Below are 18602 nucleotides of genomic sequence, written 5' to 3'. Positions count from 1 at the left end.
CGGATGAGGGGTTGCATCCGCAAATTCAGGAGCAGTGTCTCTCGCAGAGAGAAACCCCTCGCCCGTCTCGCCGCTATGCGGCGAGCCACCCTCTCCCACAGGGGGAGAGGGCGAAGAAACCTACAGCGTCTCTTGCTGATGCCCGCAATTCTTGCAGGCGAACTTGATGCGGGTCTGGCCCTTTGGCGCCTGCACACGGTTCGGGGCGCCGCATTTACCACAGACGGCCTCGATGCGAGTATCGCCCTGCTTGACGACGACGGTTTTCTTTTCCATCGATTCGCGGATCAGGCGCTCGGCCTCCTCACGCAGTGATTGTTTCGACAAAGCTCGTCTCCGCCATAAATGCGGGCGAGGCTTATCCCACCTGCGGCGAAATCACAATCCGAAACGGCTGCTCAGACCTCGACAATCACGTAGCTGTCCTCGACATGCACCGGAAAGGTCTCGGCAACATACGGGCCTTTCTGGAGTTCCTCGCCTCGCTCCACCGCGACCGGATATGACTTAATCTTGACGCGCTTCGGGTCGAACCAGGATTGGCCGTTGCGCATGTCGAACTCCCAGCCATGCCAGGGACAGCGCAGCATCTCGCCGACGCGCGAGCGCTGATAGATGCCGGGCTCGGGCGAGGTCAGTCGCGCGACACAGGCCGCTTTCTCCAGCGGCGCGCCTTCGTGCGGGCAGCGGTTCAGCAAAGCGAAGAACTCGCCATTGACGTGGAACACGACAATGTCGCGGCCGGCGACATCGACGACCTTGTTGCCACCGGGTGGGATCTCCGAGGTGGACGCGACGATGTGACGGGCCATCCGTGCAGACCTTCTCAGAACTTGTAGACCGCGCGGGCATTGGTGCTGAAGATCTTCCTTCGCTCGGCCTCCGTCAGTGGCGTCTTGAACGCAAAGCGCGGATCGTCAAAATCCCAGTGCGGATAGTCCGACGAGAACAGGAGACGGTCGATGCCGACCCATTCGATCAACGAGCGCAGGTGCCGGGCTTCGTCAGGTTCGTCGATCGGTTGCGTCGTGAACCAGAAATGCTCGCGGACATATTCCGACGGCTTGCCTTGAGATGCGGCACCTCGCTGCGAAACCGCTCAAAATGCTGGTCCATTCGCCACACCGCGGACGGGATCCAGCCGAAGCCGCCCTCGATAAAGACAAACTTCAATTTCGGAAAACGCTCCGGCACACCCTCGATCACGAGGCTGGCAAGCTGCGCCGCAATGGTGTGCGCGTTGGACTGGTGCTCCTCGACATAATAGGACGGCCAGCCGCCACCGGTCGGCGCATGCCCGCCATAGCCGCCGACATGGATGCCGAGCGGCAGGTCCAGTTCTTGGGCACGCTCGTAGATCGGCCAGTAGCGGCGGCGGCCCAACGGCTCGTTGGCGCGCGGCGAGACGTTGATCTGGACGTATTCGCCGATTTTCGCGCAGCGTTCGATCTCGGCAATGGCGAGATCGACGCCGTCCTGCCCGACCAGGATCGAAGCCTTCAGGCGCGGGTCGCGATGCGACCAGAACGCCAGTTGCCAGTCGTTGATGGCACGCTGGATCGCGGCGCCGAATTCGAGGTTCTGCTGCGAGAAGATGAAGAGATCGAGCACCTGCAAAATCCCGAACTCGACATCGAGCGGATCGAGATGCTGCTTCTGCATGAAGGCGAGATCCGAACCGGGCGGCCCGCCGGTCGGCGGCCAGGCATCGCGCCGCGCGATCAGCGGCGAAGAGCGCGGATAGGGCGTGGTGAACAGATAGGGCGTGCGCAAATGGCTGCCATATTCCTTCAGATGCTGCTGCCAGCGCTTTGGCAGAAACTCGTTGAGATCGTCGAACGAATGCAGGCTCGGATGAACGTCGCAATCGACGATGCGCAGCCGCGAAGCGGCAGGCTTTTCGTCTTCTCGTAGTGGGCGGTCGATGACGTCACTCATGCGAAACTCCGGTCTAGTTGGCGAGCGACAGCCGCGGAAACGTCTCCAGCGGGTTGTCGACGCACATCTTCGAGATGATGCTGTTCGGCAGGTCCGGCGGGATCGGATCGTCGCCGTCGAACTGCCAGTGCGGATAGTCGGACGCGAACAGGAACATCTTGTCCGAGCCGATCTGGTCGATGATCTCCTCGACGCTTTTGGCGTCGCCCGGCGCGTCGAACGGCTGCATTGTGACACGAAAACTGTCGCGGATGATCGCTGCCGGCTCGCGCTCGACCCAGGGCACCTCGACGCGCACGCCGCGCCAGGTCTTGTTGGCGCGCCACATGAAAGCCGGGAGCCAGCTCACGCCGGATTCCATCAGCACGACCTTGAGGTCCGGAAACTTGCCGAACACGCCCTCATAGATCAGGCTCAGGATCTGCGCCTGAAATGCCTGCGCCTCGACGAAGTAATATTCGTAGCGGTGCGACGGCCATCCGGCCGAGCTCGGCGCCTGCCGATATTGCGTGCCGGCGTGGATCGCGAGCGGCAGCTTGTACTTTTCCGCGAGCCGATAGACCGGCCAGAAATGCCGGCGTCCCAGCAGCGTCTCGCCCTGCGCCAGCACGAGGATCGACACGAAGCGGTGATCGCCGGCGCGGCGCTCGATCTCCTCGACCGCCAGATCCGGATCCTGCATCGGCACCACGATCGAGGCACGCAAGCGCGCATCGCGCGACAGCCACTCAGTCGCGATCCAGTCGTTGATCGCCCTGCAGAAGTCGGCCGCCATGTAGGGATCGAACACGGCCTGAGCGCCGTAGAGCACGTTGAGAATCGCGTGGCTGGCACCCAACTGCTCGAATGCGCCCTTCTGTACCATCGCAAGATCGGAACCAGGCTTTGCGCCGTTCGCCGGACGCCAGTCGGCGCGGCCCGCCAGCGGCATGCTGGGCGGATAGGAGGTGAGATCGAGCCCGTCGATGGCGCGGCTCACGACCTGCTCTTTCCAGTGATCGCTGAGATACGGCAGCAGCGTCGTGCGCGTGCCACCAACCGCCGGGTGGATGTCGCAGTCGATCCGCGTCACCGCCATGAAGTTCCTCGCCGAGATCTTGTAAGCACATCTTTTTGGCGGCATTCTTTGTGTGCCGCTCGTGCAGAGTGCTCCGGCCGCTGCCGGTGCGCAAGAGCGCACGCCCGCGCGATCCGTCATGGCTCGGTTGCATTTCGCTGGCGCGATAAGGTTTGACGGAATGCATCCGGCGCGAAGCAGCGGAACAAATTGCTCCGCTGCTTCCTTGCGTATTGTCATGCCTCTCAGGCCGCCTTGGAGACTTCCATCAGCAGACGTTCCGCCTTGGCATCCTCGATGCGGTTCACCATCCGGCTACTTTCATGGTTGTCCCGGACCGTCTTGGTCAGGGTGATGCAAGTCTGGATCAACATGACGATGCCCATGGTGAGATAACCCTTCATCCAGAGGTCGATCGGCAGGAAGAAGATGCCGATGGCGATGAGGAAGGCGGAGGCTGCGAAGGACACGTAAGTGAAAGTCACCCAGGCGCCGCTGTGGGGCTGGCCATTCTGGTTCATGATGGTCTCCTGTTGGTTCGAATGATGATGGGTTTGGGATCAGACCGTCGGCGTGCGCTTGGACTTCAACCGTGCCAGCACGTCGTCCGCGGTCGTCTTGAGCCTGGGGCCAAAACCCTGCTCGGCGAGTTTTTCGGCGGTGGCGAGCGGACCGGTGGCCGCATCGAGCTCGACCAGCGCGTCGTCGGCGGCCTGGGCTTCCATCTGCCGCTCACGAAGACGCCTCAAAGTGCTCTCCGCCTCCGGCAGCGTGGATTCGTAGGGGCGTGCCGCCTCGATGCCGCTGCGGCGAAGCGAGCGCACCGCTTCCGAGGCACGGGCGACGCGGCGGCCGCGGTCGAGCTCGGTGATGCGGGCCTGCGCGCTTGCGACGTGCCGCTTCAGCCGCGCGATTTCGGTTGCGAACAGTGCGCGGGCCGTCAGCGCCGCATCGCGATCGGCCTCCAGGCCCGCGATGGCTTCGGCAGCATCGTTGGCGAGATCCTCGCGGTCCCCGTCGAGCGCCGCGACCGCGCGCATCTCGAGATCAGCGATGCGGGCGACGGTCGCCTCGAGCTTGCGAGCTTCCTGCTGGTCCTGCGCAATCGCCAGCGCAAGGGTCCGTTTGCCGCGCTCGACGGCCGCGGCCGCGTCGCGCATCTGTTGATCGAGGATCAGAAGGGCCGTCCGGTCTTCCAGCTCCTCGCTGGCGGCGGCCACGCTGCCGCGGAAAAGTGTCACTACGGTCTTGAACATCTGAAGCTCCCTGTTATGAGCGTTGCTCACGGATGGTTTGTAGCAAGAAACTTGAACATCGTTCAAGGAATATTTGAGCGACGCTCAAGAATTTGGTTTGCAGATGACTAAGCCATTGGAACGCCGAGAGAAACTTCGATCCGATTTGATCCTGGCGGCGGAACGAATGATCGCCGACAGGGGATTGGCGGGTTTAAAGACCCGCGATCTCGCCCGCGAGATCGGCTGCGCCAACGGCGCGGTCTACAATCTCGTCGCCGATGTCGATGAACTGATCCTGCGCGTGGGCTCGCGCACTTTGCTTCGGCTCGACCGGGCCCTGAGCGCGGCGGAAAGCGCGCGCGAGCCGTCGCCGCAGGAGACCCTGGTCCGCATTGCTCTCGCCTATTGCGATTTCGCCGCGGAGAATCTCGAACTGTGGCGCGCTCTGTTCGAGCACCGCATGGCAGCCGACAAGCCCCTCCCCGACTGGTCCATCGACGACCAGCTGCAGCTGTTTCGCCACGTCTACCAGCCGCTGGCCGCGCTATTTCCAAAACGCAGTCGGGAGGAGCTCGGCATCACCGCGCGCAGCCTGTTCTCGGCGGTGCATGGCATGGTGGCGCTGGGACTGGAGCAGAAACTGGTCGCGGTGCCGCTGCCGGCGCTCCGGAAGGAAATCGCGGGCCTGGTGCGCGCGATGATTGACGGGCTGATCGCGCGGGCGGCGTAGGGGCCGAGAGAGCACGGCTCAACTGTCGGCGTGCCTGACTAAAATTTCACCTGTCGCGTCGTGTGCCGCGCGCTTAGCTTCGCGAGGTCCACTTTCCTCTCCGGAGCATCCAATGCCCCTCCTCATCCGCGGCGGCACCGTCGTCAATCATGATCATTCGCGCCGCGCGGACGTGCTGATCGACGGCGAGACCATCGTCGCGGTCGGGCAATCGCTCGATGCGCCGACGGGGTGCGAGGTCATCGATGCCGGCGGCGCCTACGTCATCCCGGGCGGCATCGATCCGCACACTCATCTCGAAATGCCGTTCATGGGCACTGTCACCGCCGACGATTTCGAATCGGGGACCAAGGCGGCGCTGGCCGGCGGCACCACCATGGTGGTGGATTTCTGCCTGCCCGATCCAGGCCAGCCGATGCTCGCGGCCTATCAGGAGTGGCGACACAAATCCGAGAAGGCGGCCTCCGACTACGGCTTCCACATGGCGGTAACGTCGTGGTCGAAGCAGATCCATGACGAGATGGAGACCGTGGTCAAAACCTACGGCATCAACACCTTCAAGCACTTCATGGCCTACAAGGGCGCGCTCATGGTGAACGACGACGAGCTCTACAACTCGTTCGCCCGCTGCGCCCATCTCGGCGCCATGCCTGTCGTGCATGCGGAGAACGGCGACGTCGTCGCCCTGATGCAGGAGGCGCTGATCGCGGGCGGCGTCACCGGGCCCGAGGGACACGCTTATTCACGGCCGCCGGAGGTCGAGGGCGAAGCCACCAACCGCGCCATCATGATCGCCGACATGACGGGGACGCCGGTCTATATCGTGCACACGAGCTGCCGCGAAGCGCATGAGGCGATCGCGCGCGCACGTGCGGCGGGCAAGCGCGTCTATGGCGAGCCGTTGATCCAGCACTTGTTGCTGGACGCCGGTGAATATCAGAACAAGGACTGGGATCATGCCGCGCAGCGCGTGATGTCGCCGCCGTTCCGCGACAGGTCGCATCAGGATAGTCTTTGGGCCGGTCTGCAAGCCGGCTCGCTGCAGGTGGTCGCGACCGACCACTGCGCCTTCACCACCGAGCAGAAGCGGTTCGGGTTCGGCGATTTCAGAAAGATCCCGAACGGCACCGGCGGCCTCGAAGATCGCCTCGCCCTGCTGTGGACCGCGGGCGTCGCCACGGGACGGTTGACGAAGGAAGAATTCGTCGCAGTCACCTCGGCGAATATCGCCCGCATCCTCAACATCTATCCGCGCAAGGGCGCGGTCGCCGTCGGCTCGGATGCAGATATCGTGGTTTGGGATCCCAAGGCGAGCAAGACCATCAGCGCGAAGCGGCAGATGAGCCGGATCGATTACAACGTGTTCGAGGGGTTTTCCTGCACCGGCGGACCGGCGGCGACGCTGTCGCGCGGCCGAATCGTCTGGAAAGACGGCGATCTGCGCGCCGAGGCCGGCGACGGCCGTTATGTCGAGCGCCCGGCGTTCTCGCCCGTGCATGTCGCCAATTCGACGTGGAAGGAGCTGACCGCCCCACGCGCCGTGCCCCGCGGAGCGGTGACGCCGTAGAATTGATGGCCGCGGCCTCGGCGTCCACGTGTTTTCGGCAATGCCTGTCATCGTCAACAACCACGTCGCGGGGGTGATCTACACGACGCGGACGCTTCAGGGCAAAGCGGGCAGCCTGACGCCGGCCGAGCAGGAGACGTTCATCGCCAACATCCTGTCCGACACAAAGCGGCTGGAAGCGATGGCGCAGCGGCTGCGCGAACTCGCGCGTGCCGAAAGCCTGCCGCAAAACGAGCGCACGGAATTGGCGCCGGTGATTGCCGACCTCAGGAGCCGATTTCCGGCGAGCTCGATAGAGGCCAGCGGCAGCCTCGACCTGATGATCGGCATGTCGGCCGAGAAGGCGCTCATCGTGCTGTCGCATCTCGCCGATAATGCGATGCGACACAAGGCTGGGACAATCAGGCTGAAAGCGATCGACGAGCGTACGACCCTGCGTGTGACGGTAAGCAATGACGGCGAGCCGATCTCGACGCCGAACCGTGACAGGATCTTCGACGCGTTCTTCACCACGCGCCGCGACCAGGGCGGCACCGGGATGGGGCTGGCGATCGCGCGCGCGGTGATGGCGAGCCATGGCGGCTCGATCAGGCTCACGCCGACCGATCAGGGCGCGGCGTTCGAGCTGCAGTTTCCAATGGCTAGATCGCGAACACCCAGGCGGCGACGATGGTGCCGATGGTGACCAGACCGGCGATGGTCCAGCCGGCTGCGTATTCCAGCTCAGGATGACCGGTCGCCCGCATGATCTCTGCCGGATCGGCGGTATGCTTCTCTGCCATGACAGCCTCGCATGTTACTTTCCGCGTCATATGTAAGTCGCATCAGCCACCATTAGGTTCCATCACGGAAATGCGAGGAATGACGCAGCTTGGCTTGTTCGACGATCCGCACGCAGGGCCCGCCGGCCTTCGCTATGCCGATGACTTCGTCGAGACCGCCGTCGAGCAGGCGCTCATCGGCCGCATCGCAGCATTGCCGCTCCAGCGCTTCCAGTTCGGCGCCTTCGAGGGCAACCGCCGGGTGGCGTCCTTCGGCTATCGCTATGACTATTCGCTGCAGCGGCTGGCCGAGGCCGAGCCGATCCCGGACTGGGTCCTGCCCGTCGCGCGGCAGGTCGAGGCATGGGCTGGGCTTGCCGGCGGCAGCGTGCGGCAGGTGCTCTGCACCGAATACGAGGCCGGCGTCGGCATCGGCTGGCATCGCGACAAGCCGCATTTCGACAAAATCCTCGGCATGTCGCTGGGCTCGTCCTGCAAATTCCGTTTCCGCCGCCGTAGCGGCGACAAATGGGAGCGCCACACGCTCGAAGCCCGGCCGCGCTCGCTTTACATGATGGACGGCGAGGCGCGGTCGCAATGGGAGCACAGCATCCCGCCGGTCGAGGCGCGCCGCTATTCCATCACCTTCCGGACGATGAAGCAGGCCTGACAGGTCGGCCAAACAAAAAAACGCGAAAACAACCCCATGCACAGTAGAACGGCCGTCTCGGCGCGGGGCTCGGCCCCGCGGCGTAACCGTTTGACACCTCGGAGCAAAACAGCCGTAGCGCGCGAAGGCGCGAGGCGAGGCGAACTTGCCTTCCAATTCGGATTTACATGCTAATCTGGTTCCGCGCGCTTCTCGGAGGGAAGCCGCGATTGCAGGTCCAGGGAGGGAAGATGAAAGCCGGTCGATTGATCTTCGCCTGCACCCTCGTCCTCGCAGCCGCCTCCGGCGTCGCGGGAGCCTCCGACGCGACGCCCGCAAAAGTCTCGGGCGCGACGGCGCTGGCGCTCGCGGGGGTGATCGCGCCGCTGTCGTCGGTCCTGTCTGGCGCCGAGAAGAAGGCAATGGCGATGCTGTTCGCCGCCAACAGCGACATTCCCTACAAGAAGCCGATCATGGTGACCGCCGATCGAATCGTCTGTCGCGCCGGCAATGTCGACATCACCGTCCGGAACTGCGAGGTCACCTTCGGCAAGAAGACCCGGACGGTGAATGGCTCCACGGCCAACGAGATCTTCGCCACCGAAGCTCTGGCCGGCATTCCGGCCGACGGCGCCGCAGGATCGAATTTCGAGAGCCTGACCAAGCTGAGCTGCACGATCGACCCCAATGCCATCCGCCGGAAGGACGGCAGCGGGGCGGATTGCACGTTCCAGCCGGGGAATTGAACCACGCGTGGAGGACGAGCCGAGAGAACCATGGGTGCCGCGAAATCGCCTCATGACCAACTAACTAATAAGGCGAATTGAAAAGACGGGCCAAACGCGCGAGCCCATATCGGGCACGCAGGGCCACCACCGACATGAAGAATTTTCTCGCATTTTTTCTGATTCTGGGCCTGACGGCAGCCTCCGCGCACGGCCCCTTGCCGCCGCGGCCGGCTGCGCCGTCCGATCTTGTCCAGGTCGGCCTCACAGATAGCGACACCACCGCAGGCGGCACCGCGCGGCTATGCGAGCAGGTCACCTTCTCGCGCGGCCTGCGCTACGGCGAGAGCGAAGCCAATGTGCTCGATGTCGCCACCGCCACGACCAAGGCGGATACGCCGCGGCCGGTGCTGCTGTTCGTGACCGGCGACACCTTCACTGGCGACCGCGCCGCGCCGGAGCTGTCGCGCCAGATCCAGGACCAGGCCATGTGCTTTGCCGCGCGCAACGACATGATCGGCGTGCGCGTCAACTACCGGCTGGCGCCCTCGGCGACGTGGCCGGCGGGTGCGAGCGACGTGGCGGCGGCGCTGTCCTGGGTCTACGGCAATATCGACCTATTCAACGGCGATGCCCGCGAGATCGTCGCAGTCGGCTACGGCGCCGGCGCCTTCCACGTCGCCACCCTGCTGGCCCATCCCGAACTCCAGACCGACCGCGCCGATGTCGCGGCGGTCGTGCTGGTGTCCGGGATCTACCGCGCCGGCAAGGACGCCAGCGACAGCGAGAAGGCCTATCTCGGCAGGGACGCCAGCCAGTACAACAAGCGCTCGGTCTTCCCCGGCATCCTCAATGTGGACGTCCCGATCGTGCTGGCCTGGGCCGCGGATGATTCCGCCGGCATCACGGCGCAGGGCGAAACCCTGAAGAAGACGCTCTGCGGCGCCGGCCATTGTCCGCGTAGCGCGCTGCTGCGCAGCCGCGACGGCATCGCGAGCGCCTTCGGCCTCGACGGCTCCGGCGACAGCCTCGCCGAGCCGACACTGCTGCTGGTGCATCAGCTCGAGGCGCGCGGTCTGCCGTAGCGGCGTGTTGCCGGCAGCGCGCTGATAACGTCCACCTTTAGCTGGGTTGCCCTCTCGCGGCCGCGCGCTCTCAGACAATTGTCTCGCCGGCGTTAGCACGCTTCAAACTACGATTCGCGATCTGGTCGCCGCCCGGATCGCCGCGTGCTATCTAGGAGAGTTCTCTGAAGCATTTCTATCTATGGGGGTTCGTTAGGGACCGAGCAAATCGGCGTTTCGACGCGCCGCCGCCACGATCGGAAAACCGATGCTTAGTTTGCTTGCACGATGCGCGGTGATCTCTTTTGCGTTGATTTCGGCCTCCGCCGCCGAACCGGTCAAGCTCAAATTGGCCTTCCCCAGTTCCGACCGCTCGACGAGTTATCTCGCTGCGGTCAAGCCATTCGTCGACGCGGTCAACGCCGAGGCAAGAGGCCAGATCGAAATCGAGACCTATTTCAGCGGCGTGCTTGGAAAGGATCCGGCTGAGCAACCCCAGCTCGTGCTCGATGGTACGGCCGACATCGCCTACGTCGTGACGGGACTGACTCGCAACCGGTTCGCAGACAATGCAATCATCGAGATGCCCGGCCTGTTTACGAACATGCGGGAGTCCGTTGCGGTGTTCAACCGGCTTATGGCCGCCGGCGCGCTGCAAGGATACGACGACTACGTGGTGATCGGCGCCTATGTCACCGAGCCCGAGACGATCCACAGCAACATTCCGATCACGTCGCTGAATGATCTGAAGGACAAGAGAATTCGCGTCAACAATCCGGGCGAAGCCGCAGCGCTCGAAAAGCTCGGAGCGCGGCCCGTATTTCTGCCGGTCACCAAGATCTCCGAAGCCATTGGCAGCGGCAGCATCGATGGCGCCCTGGTACCACCATCTCCATTGGTCGATTACGGCATCAAACGCGTTGCGACCTATCATTACCTTCTTGGCATCAGCGGCGCACCGCTGATGGTTTTGATGAACCGGAAAATATTCAACCGGCTGCCGAAACCTGCACAGGCGACCATCCTCAAATACAGCGGTGCGTGGTCTGCCGGACGTTTCATGGATACCTACGAAGCCGTTGAAAACAGCATTATGGGGGAGCTGAAGTCCGATCCCAAACGCCAGGTGACCATACCCACGCCGTCGGACCTCGATGCGGCCAATGCCGTGTTCGCGGCCGTTGCCGACGATTGGGCTTCGAAAAGTGAGCGCAATGCCGAACTGCTAAAAACGGTTCGGGCCGAGCTCACGAAAATGCGATCGACCCGGTAGCACTGATGCCGTCACTCGCCAGTATCTGGCCTCAGCGAAACATCGTCACCATCGTCGCCGCGCTTGCCATTCTGTTGCTGGGCGCCGGGACGACCCTGAAGATCACGACCGATCATCTTCTCCGTCAAGATGCGACGTCGACCGCTCGTAGCTGGGCGAGGTTCCTGGCGGCCAGTGTCACCGATCTCGAGCAGATCGCCGGCGGCGAGCAGCCTTCCGCCGCGAGCATGGCGTTCTTCCTGTCGGCGCGAAATTCCGGCGAGGTCTTTCACTACGAAATATTCAACCGTAATGGCTACTCCCAGTTCGTTTCGACCCGCGAAAAGATCGCGCTCGTCGACTTGTCTGAATATAGCCCCGATGCGGCGCGATCAGCGGTTGACGGTCTCCCGATCGTCGACGTCAGGGAGGGAAATTCGCCCGACCGACCGGCATTCTTCGCCCGCGCCTATGTCCCGGTCCAGACCGACGGTCGCCTCACCGCTGTCGTTGCGGCCTACGTGGATGAAACCGAGCAACGCAAGAATGTCCACAATACGTTCCTGACCGCGGCCGTGTTCCTTTGCCTGCTGTCAGGTCTCGCCTTCTCCATTCCCGCAATTGCCTGGTATCGGGAAACAAAGGTGAAGCACGCTGACCGGCGCATCCGGTTTCTCGCCCATCATGACGCGTTGACCGGGCTGACCAATCGCCCGCAGCTGATCGAAAAACTGGAGAGCGCCATCGCTCGCCTGCCGATGCGGGGCGGCAGCCTTGCCGTACACTTCATCGACATCGACCGTTTCAAGGAGGTCAACGATTCGCTTGGTCACGACAGTGGCGATTTTCTGCTCAAGTCCATCGCCAAGCGTCTTCGCGCCGCGGCCAGGATCGACGACGTGGTGGCGCGGCTCGGCGGCGACGAATTCGTGGTCGTGCAGAGCGGGATCGCCGGCAAAGCTCAGGCCGAGTCGTTTGCGAGCCATCTCGCCGCCGCGGTAAATGCGACCGTGAAATTCAAGCAGCACGAGATCCTCACCACCGCTAGCATCGGCGTGGCGCTGGCGACGGGGGAAGACACCACCGCCGAGCGGTTGCTCAAGAGTGCCGACCTCGCGCTCTACGCGGCCAAGGCAGCCGGCCGCAACTGCATCCGGTTTTTCCTGCCTGAAATGGACACTGAGCTACAAGCGCGCATCGAGCTCGAGAGGGCGATTCGCGACGCGGTACTGAATGATCGCTTCGAATTGCATTATCAGCCGCTCTTCGAAATATCCCAGCGCCGCCTTGCCGGCTTCGAAGCGCTGATCCGGATGCCCGCGGCGGACGGAACCCTCATTCCGCCATTGACCTTCATTCCGGTCGCCGAGGACTTGCGGCTTATCGACAAGATCGGGGCGTGGGTGTTGCGGGAGGCATGCCGCACGGCCGCGACCTGGCCGGCGCACCTGACCGTTGCAGTGAACCTGTCACCCGTGCAGTTCGTGGCGGGCAACATCGGTGACATCGTCGCCGCCGCACTAAAAGACGCCGGACTCGCGGCGCACCGACTCGAACTGGAGATCACCGAAAGCCTGCTGCTCGGCAACACCGAAACGATCATGGCTCAGCTCCGGACGCTCAAGACGATGGGCGTTGCCATCGTGATGGACGATTTCGGGGCTGGCTATTCGAGCCTCAGCTATCTGTGGCGCTTTCCGTTCGACAAGATCAAGATCGATCGAGCCTTCATGCAGAGCCTCGACGGCCCTCATTGTCAGGTCGGGACAGTAGTAAAAGCGATCATCGCGCTCGGACGGGAACTGCGCATGCGGGTGACGGTCGAAGGCGTCGAGACCGCCAACCAGGCAGCTTTCCTCGACGCGGCCAACGGTGATCAGGTCCAGGGCTTCTTCTTCGGCCGGCCGATCCCCGCCTCAGAGCTCGGCGCCAGCATTCTCGCGGAGTTTGAGAAAGCAATGCCGCGGGCTTCGCCCGCGACCAAGCTGCACCTCGTCAACACATCGGCTGAACGGTAGCACGGACCCGTGCCTCTATCGGCCCAATGCGACTCTTGGCGATATCGCAGACAATTCTCATGTTTCAGTTAGCCTTTGCAACACCAACATCGCATTTGGATTCGGCCGGCCGTATCTCGCGCGGAGGTTGCGCGTTGACTCTCAGGTGTATGATGCAAAACAAAACGCGTTTCGATTCGACATTCGAAGGCGGCGGCGGTCCAGATATCGCAAAACCTCTCGCGGTGGACGGAAACCATGACGCGCACGGTTTGCAACGCGCGTTGGATGCGCGTCTCAGTCCCGGCAATGCCGATGCCCCCGCAACCGGCGGCGATGCCGCCGCGGATGTAGCGCAATCCAAGCCGAGCCGGACGCTTCTCCGATTTGTGAAGGCCGCGGCGGGCATCGCCATCGTCGCAGTATTCGGCTGGCTGCCGCTCAGAGCGCTTTTCCAGACGTCAAGCGTCGAAGCCGTCGTCAATTCGAGGCTCGTGACGTTGAGGTCGCCGATTGACGGGAAGATTTCAGCCGGGGCCAGTCTGTCAGGCGATTTAGGCACCGTCGGTGAGGGCACTTTCATCCTCCGTGTCGTCAATCCGCGCGGCGACCGCGTGCGGCTCGATGACCTGCGCAGTCAGATGTCTCGCCTCGAAAACGAAAGGCCGAGCCTCGTTTCGAAGATAGCTTCAGCCCAGGCGGGGCAGAAGGATCTGGCGCGTCAGGCGGCCCTGTTCACAGCGGGGCGCATTCGTCAGCTCGAGGCGCGCATCGCAGAAATCCAAACATCAATCGAAGCGGCCGCAGCGCGTCGTGAAGAGGCGGCAGCCGCGGTGGAACGAGCATCATCGCTCATCAAATCGGGCAGCGTTTCGTCTGTCGAGCTTGGGCGCCTGACGCGGGATCAAACCATTGCTCAGCAGACCGAAATCGGCGCGCGACGCCGTCTGGATGCAACCCAGGTCGAGCTCACCGCCGCGCGCGAGGGCACTTTCCTCGGCGACAGCTACAACGATCGTCCGAGCTCGGTGCAGCGTGAGGAGGAAATGCGGCAGCGGGCTGAAGGCCTCACCGCGGACGTAGCGCACGCCGATGCGCAAATCTCGTGGCTCGTCGGCGAGATAGAATCAGAGCGATCTCGTTACATCGGCCGCTCCGAGGCGGACATCAAGTTCCCCGTCGCCGGCCGAATATGGGAGGTCATGACGGCACCTGGAGAGGACGTCCGGGCCGGACAACCGCTCATTCGTCTACTCGATTGTTCCGGCGCCGTAGTGACGGCGAACGTCACTGAGAGCGTGTATAACGGGCTGCAACTGGGATCTCTCGCACATTTCCGGCCGAGCGCCGGCGGCCCCGAATTGACTGGCACCGTCGTCAATCTCACCGGCTCCGCAGGGGTCGCAGCGAACCTCGCCATTAATCCCGATGCGCTGAGCAAGGAACCGTATCGTGCGACGATTTCGGTCCCCGACCTCAACGATGGCTCCAACGATTGTCCAGTCGGGCGAACCGGACGCGTCATCTTCTCGCCAGACACTGCGAGAAAGCCATGATCGCCGCGCTGACACCGGGCCTTATTGCGCTCGGGTTCTGCGTTGCCGTCCTTCCCTGGTTGCGGCACGAGAACTCCACGGCGCGCTCGCTGATGATCTCAATCGCATTGCTGCTCATGATCCGCTATTTTGGATGGCGCATGACAGCCACGGTGCCGCCCGTCGGCTGGACCGCCGACTTCGCCGTGGGATCCGTGTTCCTCTTCGTCGAGGCTGTATCGCTTGCGGCGGGTGCACTGACACTGGTGTTTCTCAGCCGCTCGACCAATCGAACGCCGCAAGTCGAAGTCAACAGGCGGTGGCTTGCCGGACGGCAAGCTCCGCTGATCGACGTATTCATTTGCACCTACAACGAGGAAACGTCGATTCTGGAGCGCACAATCATCGGCGCCACGGGAATGAACTATCCCAACTACCGCGTCTGGGTTCTGGACGACGGACGGCGTGACTGGCTCGAAAAGCTTGCCGGCCAGCTCGGCTGCCGGTATCTGGCGCGCCCGGACAACAAGGACGCCAAGGCCGGCAACATCAATCACGCCCTGTGGCATGTGGCGGAGCTCGCCGATCCCCCAGATTTCATTTCGATTCTCGACGCCGATTTCGTGCCTATGCCCGAATTTCTCAGCCGCGCGACGTGCCTGTTCCGCGACCAGGGCGTAGGCGTGGTACAGACACCTCAGCATTTCATCAATGCGGATCCGATCCAAACCAATTTGGCCGCGACCAAGGTCTGGCCGGACGAGCAGCGCTTTTTCTTCGATATCCTGATGCCATCGAAGGACGCTTGGGGCGTGGCGTTTTGTTGCGGCACGTCGTCGGTCATCCGATTCTCGTCCCTCGTGAAGATCGGCGGCTTTCCGACCGATTCCGTGACGGAGGACTACTTGCTGACGCTGCGGCTGACGGAAATTGGATCACGCACGGTGTACCTGAACGAGCGTCTGACCTTGGGGCTGGCCCCGGAGGGACTCAAGGAGTACATCACTCAGCGCAGCCGATGGTGTCTTGGCTTCATGCAAATCTTTCGGGGGCGCAGTGGTCCCTTTTCCCGAAGATCGCAGCTGGACGTTGTCGACAGGCTTTCTCTCATCGAAGCATTCATGAGTTGGACCTCGACCTATGTCGTCAAGGTCTTCGGTCTCGTCGTTCCAAGCCTTTATCTTCTCTTCGGCATCAAAGCGGTCCAGGCCGATCTTTTCGAACTCCTCGGATATTTCCTGCCTTTTTATGTCTGGTATTCGCTCACCATGGCCTGGATTTCCCGCGGACGCTCCATGGCGGTGATGTCGGATGTCGCTCAATACATTGCACTGCCGGCGGTTCTCAAGGCCGTGGCGGCGGGACTGCTCCAGACGCAGGGACACACATTCAAGGTCACGGCGAAGGGCGGGGATCGCGACCAACGCTTCGTCGAATGGCCACTGCTCAGGATATACGGCACCGCATTGGCGATTACGCTCGCGGGTATCGTCTATGCCTTCGTGCTTCATGTGCAAGGTGACATGATCGCCTATGGCGGTCTGGCGCTCGCCTGGAGTTTGTACAACGCCATCATTCTGTTGATCGTCTGCCTGGTGTCCATCGAGCAGCCGCGGCGACGGAAGGCCGAGCGGTTCGAGCGAGATGAGCCTGTCCTTTTCAATATCGGTTCCCGGCAGTGCATCTACCGTTTGGCAGACATGTCGATCACGGGCGCTCGCTTCGTGAGCGACAATCCACCACCTGTCGGGACCGCGGTTCGCTGCACCCTCCAGGAGAGAAACGTCGCGGCCCTGGTCGTGCGACGCACGGGGAATGGCTTTGCAATCCGGTTTGATGAAACCCTCAACACCCGCATCGCTCTCATTCGCGCTTTCTATTCCGGTGACTACGTCAGCGCATTCAGCGGCATCCACGCCGCCCCGATCGGCAAAGCATTAATGATGCGGATTTTCGGGTGACTACCTCTGCTGATGAAGCGCAGCACCAAGCTCGCTGAACGTCACCGTCGTTGCCAAGCCGAGCGCTGCAACCGGTTCTTCTCGACCAATGCCTACGTCCAGGCCTTCGGCGCTCGATCGTTCCAGGTAGCGCGCGCCCTATGTAGGCGCCCGCAATTCGCCCTGAAACCAAGCCAAGGTATCAGACGATCTCATTGGGTCGACCAGCACGACCGCGATCTGGTCGACGAAATCGCAAGCGGGACATTCGAAGGTCCAAATCTCAGAACCGGCGGAGCTTGGCGTGATGCGCGCCAGCGTCGTTGTTATCCGGCATGTAGGACAAGGTGGTCGCTGAATGGCCATGAGGCTCGCCTGAATCCGGCGGGAGCGCGATACTCTCAGTCACCGATGGGCGCCGATGCGGGCGGTGATGGACCATCATGGAACCGAGAGCTCTGCCGCCACCGGTCAATATAGACCACCATCCAAATTACGGCCCGCTATCCCAAACATGATCTTTCACAGATCGATTCATTTTTCATCGGACGAGTGCGGAACAGCGAGCGCACCCGGGCTATATCGCCCGATTTCACGACCGCCGGGTCGAGATGGAGTTCAAAGTCCGCGGGCTGCCCTAGCGGCGCGCCCCAGTCGGCGCGTCAGCACGCCTGCCGTTTCGTCCGGCCCTCCAGCTGCGCACCGCGCCACAGCTTTGACAAACGCTTGACCTAGATCAAGCAGCCTTGGTGCGGATTGAGCCGACCTCGATGAGGGGCCAACGTCAAGGTATCGGGCATGCGCGTCTCCGGCAGGATGCTGTTCGTGTTGATGGTTGCCCTGGCATCGCTCGGGGCGATGTCGCAGGAGCGCGCCGATCAACCCACCGCCGACAACGAAATCCGTATCGGCAATGTCATGCCGTATTCGGGACCGCTGTCCGAATTCGGCGCCATCGGCCAGGCGGAAGCGGCCTATTTCGACATGGTCAACGCGCGCGGCGGCATCAACGGCCGCAAGATCCGCTTCATCACGCGCGATGACAATTCCGATCCGACGACCGCGCTGGAGCTGACGCGCAATCTGGTCGAGACGGACGACGTGCATTTGATGTTCGGATCGTTCGGCACGCCCGGTAATCTCGCCACGCGCTGGTATCTGAACGCGAAGAAGATCCCACAACTGTTCGTCGCCTCCGGCGACGAGGAGCTGAGCCAGGCCAAGGCGTTTCCCTGGACCATGGGCTGGCAGCCGTCGTTCCGGTCGGAGGGGCGCATCTACGCCAACTATCTCCAGGCCTATTATCCCAGGAAGAAGATCGTGGTGCTCTGGCAGAACGACCAGTTCGGGCGTGCGCTTCTCAAGGGCCTGGAGGAAGGTCTTGGCGATCTGAACCGTCTCGTCCTCGTCGACATCGCCTTCGACATTGCCGATGAGCATCTCGACGGACACGTCTCGATCCTCAAGCGCGCCGGCGCCGATATCTTCGTCTTTCTCGGTGTACCGTCGACGGCGTCCAAGGTGATCAAGCTGGCGGCGTCGCTCAAGTGGCGCCCGGTCTTCATCGTCAACGACGCCTCCGCCTCAATCGCCAATGCGATGGCGCCCGCAGGCCTGGAGAATTCCTCCGGCGTGATCTCGGCGGCCTTTCTGAAGGACCCGAGCGATCCCGCATGGAAGGACGATCCCGCCATGAAGGACTGGTTCACTTTCATGGACAAATACCATCACGACGAAAGCACCAACAGCAGCGCCGCGCTCTATGGCTACGCCGCGGCAGAGGCGCTGACGCAGGTGCTGAAGCAATGCGGCGACGACCTCTCGCGCGAGAACATCATGCGTCAGGCGGCTTCGCTGAGGAATTATCAGCCTTCGGTCGCCCTGCCCAACATCAGGATGAACACCTCGCCGAACAGCTACCTGCCGATCCGGCAGATGCGGCTGGTCCAGTTCGACGGCCGCTCCTGGCAACCCTTCGGCGACGTGATCGACACCGCCTTCACGGAAGGCGCGGCGCGGTGAGTTGACTCGGGCCCACCTATTGCTGGGCTACCCCTCTCCCCCGCCCTCTCCCACAAGGGGGGGAGGGAGCCGAGCGGAGAACGGAGCAGCGTCGCACCATGATCGACTTTCCGCGAAGTTGGACAAC

At 62.7% G+C, this 18602-nt stretch carries 18 protein-coding genes and 2 pseudogenes; 11 read left to right on the top strand and 9 right to left on the bottom strand.

Annotated elements, in window-relative coordinates; genetic code table 11:
- Window positions 1-120: 120 nt before the first annotated feature.
- The 6 genes and pseudogenes from IVB42_RS23050 to IVB42_RS23025 all read right to left on the bottom strand — a co-directional run bounded on the left by IVB42_RS23050 (window position 121) and on the right by IVB42_RS23025 (window position 4251).
- Entirely contained in the window at window positions 121-327 is a 207-nt protein-coding gene (locus IVB42_RS23050) for a hypothetical protein (protein ID WP_007615092.1), read from the bottom strand.
- 71 nt (window positions 328-398) lie between these two features.
- Window positions 399-812 (bottom strand): Rieske (2Fe-2S) protein, encoded by a 414-nt coding sequence (locus IVB42_RS23045; RefSeq protein WP_018453372.1) that lies wholly within the window; start codon window positions 810-812, stop codon window positions 399-401.
- A 14-nt stretch (window positions 813-826) separates the two neighbouring features.
- Window positions 827-1938 (bottom strand): annotated as a pseudogene (locus IVB42_RS23040) (amidohydrolase family protein).
- A 13-nt stretch (window positions 1939-1951) separates the two neighbouring features.
- Window positions 1952-3016: an amidohydrolase family protein gene (locus tag IVB42_RS23035; RefSeq protein ID WP_018453370.1), complete on the bottom strand. Its 1065-nt coding sequence runs from the start codon at window positions 3014-3016 to the stop codon at window positions 1952-1954.
- 224 nt (window positions 3017-3240) lie between these two features.
- Window positions 3241-3516, bottom strand: coding sequence for a YiaA/YiaB family inner membrane protein (locus IVB42_RS23030; protein ID WP_007615098.1), 276 nt, complete (start codon window positions 3514-3516; stop codon window positions 3241-3243).
- Between the two features lie 39 nt (window positions 3517-3555).
- Complete coding sequence (locus IVB42_RS23025; protein ID WP_018453369.1) at window positions 3556-4251, bottom strand: PspA/IM30 family protein; 696 nt, start codon at window positions 4249-4251, stop codon at window positions 3556-3558.
- A gap of 103 nt (window positions 4252-4354) precedes the next feature.
- Here IVB42_RS23025 and IVB42_RS23020 point away from each other — a divergent pair, with 103 nt between their 5' ends.
- The 3 genes and pseudogenes from IVB42_RS23020 to IVB42_RS23010 form a co-directional block, all read left to right on the top strand.
- Entirely contained in the window at window positions 4355-4963 is a 609-nt protein-coding gene (locus IVB42_RS23020) for a TetR/AcrR family transcriptional regulator (protein ID WP_026232519.1), read from the top strand.
- Between the two features lie 112 nt (window positions 4964-5075).
- Entirely contained in the window at window positions 5076-6530 is a 1455-nt protein-coding gene (gene hydA / locus IVB42_RS23015) for a dihydropyrimidinase (protein ID WP_018453367.1), read from the top strand.
- A gap of 10 nt (window positions 6531-6540) precedes the next feature.
- A pseudogene (locus IVB42_RS23010) lies at window positions 6541-7215 on the top strand (HAMP domain-containing sensor histidine kinase); the annotation flags it as partial.
- Here the strand turns inward: IVB42_RS23010 and IVB42_RS23005 are convergent.
- Entirely contained in the window at window positions 7172-7312 is a 141-nt protein-coding gene (locus IVB42_RS23005) for a hypothetical protein (protein ID WP_007597071.1), read from the bottom strand. The pseudogene IVB42_RS23010 and the gene IVB42_RS23005 sit on opposite strands and share 44 nt — an antisense overlap.
- Window positions 7313-7391: 79 nt before the next feature.
- Here IVB42_RS23005 and IVB42_RS23000 point away from each other — a divergent pair, with 79 nt between their 5' ends.
- From IVB42_RS23000 to dctP, 4 genes are all read left to right on the top strand, one after another.
- On the top strand, window positions 7392-7961 hold the full coding sequence (locus IVB42_RS23000; protein WP_018453365.1) for an alpha-ketoglutarate-dependent dioxygenase AlkB: 570 nt from the start codon (window positions 7392-7394) through the stop codon (window positions 7959-7961).
- 230 nt (window positions 7962-8191) lie between these two features.
- On the top strand, window positions 8192-8686 hold the full coding sequence (locus tag IVB42_RS22995) for a hypothetical protein (protein ID WP_018453364.1): 495 nt from the start codon (window positions 8192-8194) through the stop codon (window positions 8684-8686).
- 134 nt (window positions 8687-8820) lie between these two features.
- The gene (locus tag IVB42_RS22990; RefSeq protein ID WP_018453363.1) at window positions 8821-9750 is read left to right on the top strand and encodes a carboxylesterase family protein; all 930 of its coding nucleotides are present in this window, start codon (window positions 8821-8823) and stop codon (window positions 9748-9750) included.
- 274 nt (window positions 9751-10024) lie between these two features.
- Window positions 10025-11002, top strand: coding sequence for a TRAP transporter substrate-binding protein DctP (dctP, locus tag IVB42_RS22985; protein WP_247299323.1), 978 nt, complete (start codon window positions 10025-10027; stop codon window positions 11000-11002).
- Window positions 11003-11013: 11 nt separating this feature from the next.
- Here dctP and IVB42_RS22980 read toward each other — a convergent pair whose 3' ends face one another.
- Both IVB42_RS22980 and IVB42_RS42305 read right to left on the bottom strand, forming a co-directional pair.
- Window positions 11014-11274, bottom strand: a complete 261-nt coding sequence (locus IVB42_RS22980) for a hypothetical protein (RefSeq protein ID WP_240543323.1) — start codon at window positions 11272-11274, stop codon at window positions 11014-11016.
- A 99-nt stretch (window positions 11275-11373) separates the two neighbouring features.
- Window positions 11374-11535 carry a hypothetical protein gene (locus tag IVB42_RS42305; protein WP_240543322.1) on the bottom strand — a complete coding sequence of 54 codons (162 nt, stop codon included), beginning with the start codon at window positions 11533-11535 and terminating at the stop codon, window positions 11374-11376.
- Here IVB42_RS42305 and IVB42_RS22970 point away from each other — a divergent pair.
- From IVB42_RS22970 to IVB42_RS22955, 4 genes are all read left to right on the top strand, one after another.
- Complete coding sequence (locus IVB42_RS22970; RefSeq protein ID WP_256469929.1) at window positions 11503-12999, top strand: EAL domain-containing protein; 1497 nt, start codon at window positions 11503-11505, stop codon at window positions 12997-12999. The genes IVB42_RS42305 and IVB42_RS22970 overlap by 33 nt on opposite strands.
- A 152-nt stretch (window positions 13000-13151) precedes the next feature.
- Window positions 13152-14534, top strand: coding sequence for an HlyD family secretion protein (locus tag IVB42_RS22965; RefSeq protein WP_143273909.1), 1383 nt, complete (start codon window positions 13152-13154; stop codon window positions 14532-14534).
- Window positions 14531-16474, top strand: a complete 1944-nt coding sequence (locus IVB42_RS22960) for a glycosyltransferase (RefSeq protein WP_247299319.1) — start codon at window positions 14531-14533, stop codon at window positions 16472-16474. Before IVB42_RS22965 ends, IVB42_RS22960 begins: the two co-directional genes overlap by 4 nt.
- A gap of 777 nt (window positions 16475-17251) precedes the next feature.
- Complete coding sequence (locus tag IVB42_RS22955) at window positions 17252-18475, top strand: ABC transporter substrate-binding protein (RefSeq protein ID WP_018453357.1); 1224 nt, start codon at window positions 17252-17254, stop codon at window positions 18473-18475.
- The last annotated feature ends 127 nt before the right edge of the window (window positions 18476-18602 follow it).

This window comes from Bradyrhizobium sp. 45, from assembly GCF_023073155.1.
Classification (GTDB): domain Bacteria; phylum Pseudomonadota; class Alphaproteobacteria; order Rhizobiales; family Xanthobacteraceae; genus Bradyrhizobium; species Bradyrhizobium canariense_D.
This window is presented reverse-complemented; position numbering and strand designations above follow the sequence as displayed.

Bases quoted from the DNA above. Each gene is read 5' to 3' on its own strand.
- IVB42_RS23045 (WP_018453372.1), bottom strand. From the start codon at position 812: ATGGCCCGTCACATCGTCGCGTCCACCTCGGAGATCCCACCCGGTGGC.
- IVB42_RS23035 (WP_018453370.1), bottom strand. From the start codon at position 3,016: ATGGCGGTGACGCGGATCGACTGCGACATCCACCCGGCGGTTGGTGGC.
- IVB42_RS23030 (WP_007615098.1), bottom strand. From the start codon at position 3,516: ATGAACCAGAATGGCCAGCCCCACAGCGGCGCCTGGGTGACTTTCACT.
- IVB42_RS23025 (WP_018453369.1), bottom strand. From the start codon at position 4,251: ATGTTCAAGACCGTAGTGACACTTTTCCGCGGCAGCGTGGCCGCCGCC.
- IVB42_RS23020 (WP_026232519.1), top strand. From the start codon at position 4,355: ATGACTAAGCCATTGGAACGCCGAGAGAAACTTCGATCCGATTTGATC.
- hydA (WP_018453367.1), top strand. From the start codon at position 5,076: ATGCCCCTCCTCATCCGCGGCGGCACCGTCGTCAATCATGATCATTCG.
- IVB42_RS23005 (WP_007597071.1), bottom strand. From the start codon at position 7,312: ATGGCAGAGAAGCATACCGCCGATCCGGCAGAGATCATGCGGGCGACC.
- IVB42_RS23000 (WP_018453365.1), top strand. From the start codon at position 7,392: ATGACGCAGCTTGGCTTGTTCGACGATCCGCACGCAGGGCCCGCCGGC.
- IVB42_RS22995 (WP_018453364.1), top strand. From the start codon at position 8,192: ATGAAAGCCGGTCGATTGATCTTCGCCTGCACCCTCGTCCTCGCAGCC.
- IVB42_RS22990 (WP_018453363.1), top strand. From the start codon at position 8,821: ATGAAGAATTTTCTCGCATTTTTTCTGATTCTGGGCCTGACGGCAGCC.
- IVB42_RS22965 (WP_143273909.1), top strand. From the start codon at position 13,152: ATGCAAAACAAAACGCGTTTCGATTCGACATTCGAAGGCGGCGGCGGT.
- IVB42_RS22960 (WP_247299319.1), top strand. From the start codon at position 14,531: ATGATCGCCGCGCTGACACCGGGCCTTATTGCGCTCGGGTTCTGCGTT.
- IVB42_RS22955 (WP_018453357.1), top strand. From the start codon at position 17,252: ATGCGCGTCTCCGGCAGGATGCTGTTCGTGTTGATGGTTGCCCTGGCA.